Source organism: Solidesulfovibrio sp. C21 (assembly GCF_047785625.1).
Classification (GTDB): Bacteria; Desulfobacterota; Desulfovibrionia; order Desulfovibrionales; family Desulfovibrionaceae; genus Solidesulfovibrio.
Map to the genome: position 1 here is coordinate 17997 of NZ_JBLODY010000054.1, position 10663 is coordinate 28659.

9 protein-coding genes and 1 tRNA gene are annotated in these 10663 nt (G+C 64.0%); 4 read left to right on the forward strand and 6 right to left on the reverse strand.

Translation table 11 applies throughout. The annotated features are described in order from the left end of the window. The first annotated feature begins 33 nt into the window (after positions 1-33). Entirely contained in the window at positions 34-732 is a 699-nt protein-coding gene (locus tag ACMZ6R_RS14820) for a Crp/Fnr family transcriptional regulator (RefSeq protein WP_416112810.1), read from the forward strand. Positions 733-963: 231 nt separating this feature from the next. Here ACMZ6R_RS14820 and ACMZ6R_RS14825 read toward each other — a convergent pair whose 3' ends face one another. The 3 genes from ACMZ6R_RS14825 to ACMZ6R_RS14835 form a co-directional block, all read right to left on the reverse strand. Further along, positions 964-2658 carry an FAD-dependent oxidoreductase gene (locus ACMZ6R_RS14825; RefSeq protein WP_416112812.1) on the reverse strand — a complete coding sequence of 565 codons (1695 nt, stop codon included), beginning with the start codon at positions 2656-2658 and terminating at the stop codon, positions 964-966. Positions 2659-3268: 610 nt separating this feature from the next. After that, positions 3269-3344 (reverse strand) — tRNA-Thr (locus ACMZ6R_RS14830). A gap of 157 nt (positions 3345-3501) precedes the next feature. Then, a complete protein-coding gene (locus tag ACMZ6R_RS14835; RefSeq protein WP_416112814.1) occupies positions 3502-5244 on the reverse strand; it encodes an NAD+ synthase in 1743 nt (580 codons plus the stop codon). A gap of 206 nt (positions 5245-5450) precedes the next feature. On the opposite strand from ACMZ6R_RS14835, the gene ACMZ6R_RS14840 reads away from it, so the two are divergent. Further along, positions 5451-5615 (forward strand): hypothetical protein, encoded by a 165-nt coding sequence (locus tag ACMZ6R_RS14840; protein ID WP_416112816.1) that lies wholly within the window; start codon positions 5451-5453, stop codon positions 5613-5615. A gap of 70 nt (positions 5616-5685) precedes the next feature. Further along, entirely contained in the window at positions 5686-6057 is a 372-nt protein-coding gene (locus ACMZ6R_RS14845) for a hypothetical protein (protein WP_416112818.1), read from the forward strand. On the opposite strand, the gene ACMZ6R_RS14850 is transcribed toward ACMZ6R_RS14845, so the two are convergent. Further along, positions 6029-7780, reverse strand: coding sequence for an ATP-binding protein (locus ACMZ6R_RS14850; protein ID WP_416112820.1), 1752 nt, complete (start codon positions 7778-7780; stop codon positions 6029-6031). The genes ACMZ6R_RS14845 and ACMZ6R_RS14850 overlap by 29 nt on opposite strands. A gap of 140 nt (positions 7781-7920) precedes the next feature. Here ACMZ6R_RS14850 and rlmD point away from each other — a divergent pair, with 140 nt between their 5' ends. After that, entirely contained in the window at positions 7921-9273 is a 1353-nt protein-coding gene (gene rlmD, locus ACMZ6R_RS14855) for a 23S rRNA (uracil(1939)-C(5))-methyltransferase RlmD (protein ID WP_416112822.1), read from the forward strand. 199 nt (positions 9274-9472) lie between these two features. On the opposite strand, the gene ACMZ6R_RS14860 is transcribed toward rlmD, so the two are convergent. Together ACMZ6R_RS14860 and ACMZ6R_RS14865 are read right to left on the reverse strand one after the other, a co-directional pair. Further along, entirely contained in the window at positions 9473-10066 is a 594-nt protein-coding gene (locus tag ACMZ6R_RS14860) for a GDSL-type esterase/lipase family protein (RefSeq protein ID WP_416112824.1), read from the reverse strand. A gap of 201 nt (positions 10067-10267) precedes the next feature. Then, positions 10268-10501, reverse strand: coding sequence for a hypothetical protein (locus tag ACMZ6R_RS14865; protein WP_416112826.1), 234 nt, complete (start codon positions 10499-10501; stop codon positions 10268-10270). Between the last annotated feature and the right edge of the window lie 162 nt (positions 10502-10663).

A 10663-nucleotide genomic window follows, 5' to 3' on the forward strand; every position in this document is an offset into this window, starting at 1 on the left:
GGGCATTGACCGCAATCAACGCGGAGGGGAAAAATGGGAAAAGATGGAGGACGTGGCCGTACCACAATCACGGCCGGGGAACTGGAGGGAATGGCGCTTTTCGCAACGCTGAGCCCCGCCCAGCGGGAACACGTCGCGCGCGAGGCCTCGGTGGAGTCCATTGCGGCGGGCGGCATCTACTTCAGCGAACGGACCGCCTCGACGGGATTCCACGTGCTTCTTTCCGGACGGGTGAAACTTTTCAAGGTCGCGGAGGACGGCAAGGAGCAGATCATCTACATTTTCGGGCCCGGGGAGCCGTTTTGCCTGTGCTCGGTCTTTTCCGACGGAAAACATCCGGCCAATCTGGCCGCCCTGGAATCAAGCCGGGTGCTTGTCCTGGCGCCGCGGCAGTTCGAACGGCTGTCCAAAGAGGACCCGGCCCTGCTGCTAGTTCTATTAAAGGTCATTTCACGACGACTCAAAGAAGCTATGGAGATGATCGATTCGTTATCCCTAAAACAAATACCGTCACGCATTGCAGCGTACTTTCTCACCCACGCACAGGGTGAATCGATCCGCCTCGGAGTCACACATCGTGAATTTGCCAAAATCATAGGCGTAACCCCGGAAACTCTTTCGCGAACCCTCACCAAGATGTCTAAACGAAGTATGATCGAACAGCGTGAGGGCGAAATCCGCATTTTGAATAGACAGCTTCTCGAAGGATGCCGGGACGGGACGTGCGAATAATAATAACGCGTATCCCTCCGGCTCTGCCCATGGCTCATTGGCTGCCGCCTCTGGTGGCAGTGAGTGATTTGCCAGGAAAGTATCCTGAACTGGGGGCTGGTCACGGGGGAGCGGCAAAGAACGCGATGCCGCACTGAGATCAGGCGTTCCCATTGGCCGACAACGCCTTGGCCGGGAGGGGAGAACCCTTGAAAGGGTTCTCCCCTCCCGCACGCTTTTTTCAAAAGGATATTATTGTTCAAGGCCGAACGGCCAAGCCACCAGTCCGCCTTCCAGCACCGTCACGTTGTCGTAGCCGTTGGCTTCGAGCACCCGCTGGGCCTCGTAGCCGCGCATGGACACCTTGCAGTAGGTGATGACGGGGGCCTGCTTGTCCGCCGGGAGTTCGCCGAGGCGCTTGCGCAGCTGTCCCAGGGGAATGAGCGTCTCGCCGCGCCCAAGGCGCATTTCCTCGAACTCCTTGGGACCGCGCACGTCGAGCAGGTAGGGATGCTCCCCGTTGTCGATGCGGGATTTGGCCACGATGCTCGACTGGCCCCGCATGAGCCCGCGCATCTTGTTTTGCAGGATGTGCGCCGTGGCGATGGCGTGGTCGATGGCCAGGGAAAACGGCGGCGCGTAGGGCAGGTCGGCCATGGCCACGTCGTCCACGGTCAGCCCGCCGAGGATGGCCATGGCCATTTCCGCCGCCTGCCGGTTGACGTTGCCCAGGCCCACGCAGGCGAACCCCAGAATACGGCCGGTTTTGGCGTCGGCGATGAGCTTGGACACCACCGGCTTGGCCCCCATGAAGCCGGGCTTGTCCGGGCTGGCGTTTATGGCCGTCACCACGTCGAAGCCGGCCTGTTTGGCCCGGAACTCGGACAGGCCGGTGGAGGCGGCGGTGAAGTCGAAGATTTTGCAGATGCCGCTGCCGATGGTGCCGGGGAAGGTGGCCGTGTCGCCAAGGACCGCGTTCTCGCCGGCCACCCGGCCTTCCAGGTTGGCCAGATCGCCGAAGGGGGCGAGCATGGGCTCGTCGGTCAGGCGGTTTTTCACTTCCACGCAGTCGCCGGCGGCGTAGACGTCCGGATCGGAGGTGCGCATGCGCTCGTCCGTGATGATGCCGCCGGTGGGACCGAGCGCCAGGCCCGCCGCCTTGGCCAGCCCCGTGTTGGGAGCCACGCCGATGGCCATGATGACCAGCGTGCAGGGCAGTTCCCGGCCGTCGGCCAGGGTGACGCCGGCGACTTTGCCGTCCTGGCCGTTAATGGCGGAAATCCCCACGCCGGTGATGATCTTCGCGCCCTTGGATGTGGCATGCTTCTGCACCAAAAGCGCCAGTTCCGGGTCCAGGAAGCTCAGGGTCTGGGGCAGGGCCTCGACCACGGTCACGTCCATGCCGGCCACAACCAGCGCTTCGCAGGTCTCCATGCCGATAAGCCCGCCGCCGATGATGACGGTCTTCTCGTCTTTGTTGGTGGCGGCCAGCTCGCGCAGCCGGTCGGCGTCCTCGAGGCTGGTCAGGGTGGTGACTCCGGCCAGTTCGCGGCCCGGGATGGGCGGCACCTTGGGCACGGACCCGGTGCACACGATCAGCTTGTCATAGGGCAGGAACCCCGTCTCGCCGGTATCCACGCGCTTCCAGGCCACGGTCTTGGCCTCCCGGTCGATGCCCGTGACCTCAGTCGAGACTTTGGCGATGATGCCCTTAGCCCCGGCGAAAAATGCTGCATCGCGCACCACGCCGGCCGGGGTGGCGAGCAGCATGTCGCGGTCCTCGACCTCACCGGCCACGTAATAAGGATAGCCGCAGGAGGCCATGGACAGCGCGGATGCTTTTTGCAGCAGGGTGACTTCCGCAGTCTCATCCAGGCGCTTGGCCCGGGAGGCCGCCTTTGGACCGGCGGCAGTGCCACCGATGACGACAATGCGTTTGGTGCTCATACGAATTTGCTCCTTGTGGTTTCGCGTTGTATTGTCAGGCCGCGACAACGGCCTGGGTCGATTTCGTCGAATTTCGATACAGCTCATGCTCTAAGCCAATAAAGGCACAAGCATTTGCGGCAATAAACTGGTTTTCATAACAATACGGGCATAGAATTTCGCAGCTCATGCCTGAGAAGGCCTCCTTGCTTGTTGACCGCACTAGATATGCACCACGCGCAGCTGTCGGGCATTGATTACAATCAACGCGGGGGGCGAAAAATGGAAAATAAGGGCATGCCGCGACTCAAATGTTGCGCGCGATTTCCTTCAAGTACGACCTCCTGGCCCCATTTCATCCGGGCCAACCGGTCCCAGCCTGTGGACAGTGCCGGCACGCCGAGGCACAGGGAAGCCAAATCGAGATGGCCGCAATGATTGCCCCCAAGCTCGCTGGCCTGGAAAGAGACCCCGAACGGGGAGGCATTGTCTCGTGACAATGGCCCACCCTCAAGGGACTCCCAGGTATTTTTCCCTTTCCGGGACTATTCCGGGACCAAATCGGTTTTTTGGCAAAAAAGAAGGGCTACGGGCGGAGCTAAATTCCACCTGTAACCCTTCGATTTTCTAATGGAGCCAGCGCGGAGACTCGAACTCCGGACCTGCTGATTACGAATCAGCTGCTCTACCAACTGAGCTACGCTGGCGCGTATGAGGAAAAGCTAGATACACGCGGCGTCACGGGGCGTCAAGCCGGTTTTGACACCTGGCTCAAACCCGCCCTATTCGGTCAAATCGGCGCGCCCAGCGTCCGCCCTTCCCGGCTCAAAAAGCTCCCAGACACCTTCCGTCCGTTACGCCGCCTCAGTCCCCGTTTTTATGCGGGTCGTAGCGGTTGACGATGGGCAGCCGCCAGTCCTTGCCAAAGGCGCGCGGCGTGATTTTCGGCCCGGGCGGGCTTTGCCGTCGCTTGTACTCGTTTCTGTCCACAAGCCGCGTCACCCGGTCCACCACCGCAGCGTCCATCCCGGCCGCCTTCATGGCCGCAGGGGAAAGCCCCCGCTCCACATAGGCCGCCAGTACCGGGTCGAGCGCGTCGTATTCCGGCAGCGAATCCGAATCCTTTTGATCGGGCCGCAGTTCCGCCGTCGGCGGCTTGACCAGCACCCGCGCGGGCACAAGGTCCGTGCCGGCCTGCTCGTTGCGCCAGCGCGACAGCGCATACACCAGGGTCTTGGGCACGTCCTTGATCACGGAAAACCCGCCGGCCGTATCGCCGTAGAGCGTCGAATAGCCGACCCCGACCTCGGACTTGTTGCCCGTGGTCAAAACCAGCCGGCCGAACTTGTTGGAAAGGGCCATGAGCAGCGTGCCGCGAATGCGCGGTTGCAGGTTTTCCTCGGTCACGTCAAAAGGCCGGTCGCCGAAAAGCGGGGACAACGTGCCCAAAAACGCCTTGAAAATATCCTCAATGGCCGCCACGTGGAACGTGATGCCAAGCTTTTCCGCCAGTTCCTGGGCGTCCTCCAGGCTGTCGTCCGAGGAATAGCGGGTGGGCATGGCCACGCCGAGCACGTTTTCCGGCCCCAGGGCGTCGGCCGCGATGACCGCCGTCAGCGACGAGTCGATGCCGCCGGAAAGCCCGATGCACACCCCGCCGAATCCGGACTTTTTCACGTAATCCCCGGTGCAAAGGACCAGCGCCCGGTAGACCTCCTCGACCTCGCCCAGAAGCGGCGGCAGGGCCGGCGGGTCAAGCGGCGCGCGCACGGAATCGGCGACATGGGGCAGGGGCACGCGCCTTGGGCAGTGTTCCAGCTGGGGCTCCCATTTGCGGCAGCGCGGGTCGAGCAGCCGTTGCCGCCGGGGCAGGCCCGGATCGAGGTCGCACACGACCATGTCCTCGGCAAACTGCCGCCCCCGAGCCACAAGCCCCCCGTCCGGGCCGAAAATAACGCTGTGGCCGTCGAAAACCAGCTCGTCCTGGCCGCCCACCATGTTGGCATAGGCCACGTAGGCGCTGTTGTCCGAGGCCCGGGTGGAAAGCATCCGTTCCCGGCCGGCCCCCTTGCCCCGATGGTACGGCGAAGCGGAAATATTGACCAAGAGCTTGGCCCCGCCGCCATGGGCCTGCTCGGCCGGCGGGCCGCCGGGGTACCAGATGTCTTCGCAGACGCTGACCCCGAAAATGAACCCGTCCCGGTCGTAGACCGCGCTGCCCCGACCCGTGGCGAAATAGCGGTTCTCGTCGAACACGCCGTAATTGGGCAGATAGCGCTTGGCCGTGATGCCGGCCACCGCCCCGTCATGGGCGACGATGGCGGCGTTTATAAGGTCGTCCTCGAACCACGGACAGCCGAAAACCGCCGTCAGTCCCCGGGCCTTGCCGGCGATGCGACGTGCGCCCGCCATGCAGGCATCCAGGAAATCGGATTTGAGCAACAAATCCTCCGGCGGATAGCCGGAGACGACCATTTCCGGGAAAACCACGAGATCGGCCCCGACCCGGCGGGCTTGGTCAAGCCCGGCCAGGACCCTGGCCACATTGCCCCCGACGTCCCCGACCGTGGGGTTGATCTGGCACAACGCCAGGCGAAACGCGGCCATGCGGACCTCCTGCGACAAGTTGCGGCCATACGTAGCCCTTCTCGCCCCGGCCGGCAACCCGAGGCCGTATCGGACCCGGTACGACGTGGCGCCTTGGTGGGCAAAAATGTCGCGACAACACAATTGACATTGAAACTCATTATCGATAGAGACTAGTCCCAATACGACGGCCTGAGGCCGGTCGCCCTCAAAAAAGGAGGAAATCCATGCTGTCCCAAGCATCCATCTCTTCGCGTCGCCAGGCCGGCACCTGGGCAAAACGCTTCTTCGGCCCGTCCAGGCTGCACCCCGACACCCCGGATGGCCGCAAACCTTCCGATTTCCCGCCCCAAAAAACCACTGCGCCCAGGCAGCCCGGGGAAATCAAATGACCGCGTCCCGGCGGTCGCCGTGCGGCGACAACGCGACAGTCAGACATTGTGACGGAAAGGAGGACAGCCCATGACCGGCATGGGATTTTCATGCGACGAAGGAGCCCGCCTCATAAGCGCCCTGCTCGCCGAGTACCGTTTCGAGGCCAGGGTCAACCACCGGGGGCAGTACTTCTATCAGGCCCGCGCGTGGTGGCGCGGCAGGCCGGTCTTGTGCCGGCTCGCCGTACCGGACCTGTCGCGCCTGCCGGACAGTCTGTTTACGGAAATCTGGTGCGGCTACTACGACGCCAACGAACCCGAGAGCATGCTCGACGACGCAGTGTATCCCCATCTTTTCGCCTGCCTGGGCGAGGCCGGATTCGGGCCAGGGGACAGGTCCCGGGAACAAGCCACGGGAGGCGGAATCAGGATCAGGCCCCGAGCGGCAGTTCCACGGTAAAGGTCGTGCCCGTGGCGGTGGTCGTAAACCCGATCTCGCCGTGATGGTCCTCGATGATGCGCTGACACACGGCCAGTCCCAGGCCCGTGCCCGATTCCTTGGTGGTGCAGAAGGGATCGAACACCCGCTGCCGCACATCGTCGGGGATGCCGCCGCCGGAGTCCGTCACGGTGAGCCGGGCCTTGCGGCCGACGGTCCGGGTGGCGACCGTGAGCGTGCCGCCCGCTTCCATGGCCTCGGCGGCGTTTTTGAAAAGATTGATGCAGACCTGCTTGAGCCGGGCCGCGTCATGGGGCACGGGGGGCAGGTCCCCGTCCAGACGGGCCGTGACCGTGATGGAACGCGAGGAAAGGGCCTCGGCCATGATGGCCAGGGACTCCTTGACCGTGGCGTTGAAATCCCGGGGCTCGATCTGGGGCGGAGCGGGCCGGGTGAAATCGCGCACTTCCGTCAACAGCGATTCCAGGCGCTTGGCCTCCTCCTCGATGATGCCGAGCTTTTCGGCGTCGGCCGTCTTCTCGGGCAGGTTCCGGCGCACCTGGCTGGCGAAGCCGCCCATGAGCATGAGCGGATTTTTGATTTCATGGGTCAGCCGCGCCGCCGCTTCGCCGATGGCCGCGAACCGCTCGGCCCGGATGAGCTTTTCCTGGGCCCCGAGCAGTTCCCGCGAGGTCTTGTCCACCTCGCGTTCTAGGGTCTTGGACCAGCGCAGGGCCAAATGCATGGTCATGGCGAATCCGGCGAAGACCACCAGCTCGAACAGCCCGACAATGAGCCATTGGCGCACCACCAGCCGGCCGATGATCCCCTGCACTTCCTGTTCGGGCGCGGCCAGGGCCACGGCCCAGCGGTTGGCCGGGTGCTCGCCGGCGTCCAGGCGCACCGGGCAGTAGGCCACGAATTTGCGGATCACGCCGGTGCGGCCCCGGTGCCAGCCCGAGATGTACCAGTCCGTGCCCTGCGCGCCTTTCAAGACCCGGGCGTTGATGAGCCAGGTCAGGCGCGACCAGTCGATGCCCGGGTCGCGCTGCCGGCGCACGACCAGGGAATCGTGGCCGATGAAGGCCTTGTCATAGTGGTCGAGAAAAACGCCCTTGTCGTCGATGACCCAGGCGTAGCCGGTCTCGCCGGAGCGTACGCCGTGGGCGTAGCGGGCGGCCACGGCGGCGGCGTCGACCACGAGGACCAACCCGCCCACGCCGCCGGACTCATCCGCCAGGGGCATGGTCATGTTCACCAGCAGCCGCCCGGCAAAGGGGCCTTTGTCCGGGGAATACACGCGACTGAGCGCAATGCGGCCGATGTTGGGGGAACCGCTGAAAAGGTCGTGGCACCAGCCGGGGCAAAGTCCCGGCGCGGACAGGGGCGTGCCCGAGGCGTCGTAGAACACGGGCGCGTCATGGCCCGGCCGCAGCACCCCGAGCGCCGTCACGTTCCACTGGGCGAAGATGTCGTAAAACGCCGGCATGGCCAGCCACGGCTTGGCGTCGGCCGCGGTTTCCTCGCGCCACATCAGCGACAGTCCCTGCAGACAGGTGTGCAGGAAAGCGAAATGATCGGTGATGTCGCCGGCGATCTTCTGGGCCAGAAGAAGCTGCTGGTTATTGAACTGGTCGGTGACCACGGCCTCGACGTCGTTTTTGGCCCGATACCCCATGCCGGCCACGGCGAGGGTCAGGAAAAGGCACACCAGGCTGGCGATGAGGATATGCTTGCGTGTCATCGACCTCCTCCGGCTTTTCACCCCCTAGCTGAAATTTCCCGCCGAGGCAATTGGTTAGACCGGTCGTCGGAAATGTGGCGGCGTCCGTGCCGGCGAGGCTGCCCTTGCGTCCGGGGCCGGGCTCGCGCATAAGGCCGGGCATGGACATGCGAGAAGACACGGAACTGACGCTGGTCGTGGACCGACTGGCGTTTGGCGGCAAGGGTGTGGCCCGGGTGGACGGGCTGGTGGTTTTCGTGGACGGCGGACTGCCCGGCGCGACGGTGCGGGCCAAGGTGACAAAGGTCAAAAAAGGATTCGCCGAGGCCCTGGTGGTGGAGACGCTGACCGTCGCGCCCCAGGCGGTGGCCGCGCCCTGCCCCCATTTCGGCGTTTGTGGCGGCTGCCTGCACCAGGACCTGGACTACGCGGCCCAACTTTTCTGGAAACGCCAGCAAGTGGCGGAAACCCTCTCCCGTCTGGGCGGACTTCGGGACGTGGATGTCGCCCCCGTCGTGGCCTCGCCGGACATTTACGGCTACCGCAACAAAATGGAATTCGCCTTTGCCGGCCGGCTGCATCTGGGGCTGCACGAACGCCAGCGTCCGGGCCGGGTGCTCGACATCGAAAACTGCCTGCTCATGGACGACCGGGTCGGCGACATCCTGGCCTTTGTCCGCGAGACCTGCGCGGACACCGGGCTTGCCGCCTACGACCCGCGCACGGGCAAGGGCGTATGGCGGCATCTGGTGCTGCGCCGTTCCCTGGCCACCGGCGGCAGACTCGTCCACCTGATCACCGCCCCCTCGCGGCGGGCCGGGGACGCCGCCCAGCATCTCGGCGAAAGCCTGCTGGAACGATTTCCCGATGTCTCGGGTTTCGTCCATTCCGTGCGCCGCAACCCCATGGCCGTGGCCATCGGCGAGCGGCAGATCTCCGCCCTCGGGGCCGACCACCTGGAGGAACGCATCGGGGAGGTGCGGCTTCGCATCTCGGCCGACGCGTTCGCCCAGACCAACACCAGGGCGGCGGAAAAACTGTATGCGGAGGTGGCCCGGGCGGCCGGCTCGGCCCCGGACCGGGCGCTCTGGGACGTGTATTGCGGCTGCGGCGGCATCGCCCTGGCCCTGGCCCCGGGCTTCGAAACCGTCTACGGCGTGGAGGCGGACAAGCGGGCCGTGGCCGACGCGCGGAAAGCAGCCAAAAGCTCCGGACGCGACAACTGCGTGTTCAAGGCCGGGGACGCGGCAACGGTGCTGGCCGATCTGGCCGCGACCAAGCCGGCGGTCGTGACCATCGATCCGCCGCGCGCCGGCGTGGACGGGCAAACCCTGGCCGCCGTCATGGACGCCGCGCCGGACAAGCTCGTCTACGTCTCCTGCAACCCGGCCACCCTGGCCCGGGACCTCAAAACCCTAAGCGACCTCTACACACTCAACCAGGTCACGCCCGTGGACCTCTTCCCCCACACCGCCCACATCGAAGTGGTGGCGGCGTTGGAATTGAGGAAATGAGGAAATGAGGAACGTGCGAGAGGGGAACCCTTTTTAAAAAAAGGGTTCCCCTCTCGCGCTCTCCCCTCCCCAAAACTTTTGACGGTTATGGGTGGAACAATGGCAACATGCTGTAACCGGTAAAAGTTTTTTGAAAGGGGGTCCGGGGGGAAACTTTTTTTCAAAAAAGTTTCCCCCCGGCTCATTTTTTAAGGAATCTTCAGCAACGAAACCAACCACGCCAAGCGTCCCATGCCCCGACGCGCGTGGCCATGGCCGCGTAGCCGGCGGCTTCGGGGTGGTAGCCGTCGCCGCCCGCGACCAAGCTGTTGCGGTAGGTCGCGTCGTGGCCCAGCGCCCGGTACATTTCCAGATAGGCCACGCCCATATCGTCGCAGGCCCTGGCAAAGGCGTCGGAAATTTCCTCCACCCGTGCGCAGTGGGCGGCATCGAGCACCGGCGGCGGCCCGACCACCAGCAGCGGACACAGATTGGACACATAGGTGGCGCAGGCAAAAAGGTTGTCCACCGACTCGGCCAGCTCCACCTTGCGCCGCCCGTCCTCCACCTTGGCGTCGTTGACCCCGAAGGACAGCACCACCCTGGCCTCGTCGCGGGGAAGAAGACGCGACGGCAACTCGCGCCCGACCCGATTCTTGACGTGCCGGCTCGTTTCGGAGCGTACGCCGAGGTTGTACATGGTGAGTTCCAGGCCGGCCACGGGCGCGGCCGCGCAAAGCCTCCCCACCCAGCCGAGATAACAGGGATCGCCCACGCCGACGATCAGCGAGTCGCCCACAAAAGCCACGCGCATGGTTCCCTCCTCATAGGCCGGACGCGCAGTATCAAGCGTGAATTGCTCGAAAATATGCAAACATCTTATCCAGGCCGCAAGCAACCGCGGCCCGACATCCGGCGCCGGTGCCATAAGACCAAAAAACACGGGATATGGCCAGATGGGTATTTTTGAGGGCAGCCGCATTTTGGGGAAAAAAGGCCCGGAAGGCTTGCGGTTTTATCGGAGGCCTGCATGGTGCAGCGTTTTGCGAAAGACCCGGAAATCCCGAATAGCGCGCAGTCCGATGCGGACAATGCGGCGTAGATTGATGGAATTGACGCCGCCCTGGCGCGCGCGAAACGTAATGGGCAGCCAGTCGATGCTTTTTTCTTGCGCTGTCAAGACAACGGACAACATGACATTGGTCAATGGATGATCATGCGGGATCAACGCAAGGGCATCTTGCAGCACCGTTCGCCGCAGCAGTCGAAATGGTGTATTCGCATGTAAGCGTCCAAATAGGTCCTTCTTACGTCGCTTGAATTTTCTGCCATGGTTTATCCCACAGGAGGACGACCATGGCAGCACCAGCTACAGAAGTGCGTTCCTTGAAGGCGGCGTATTGGTCGGAGC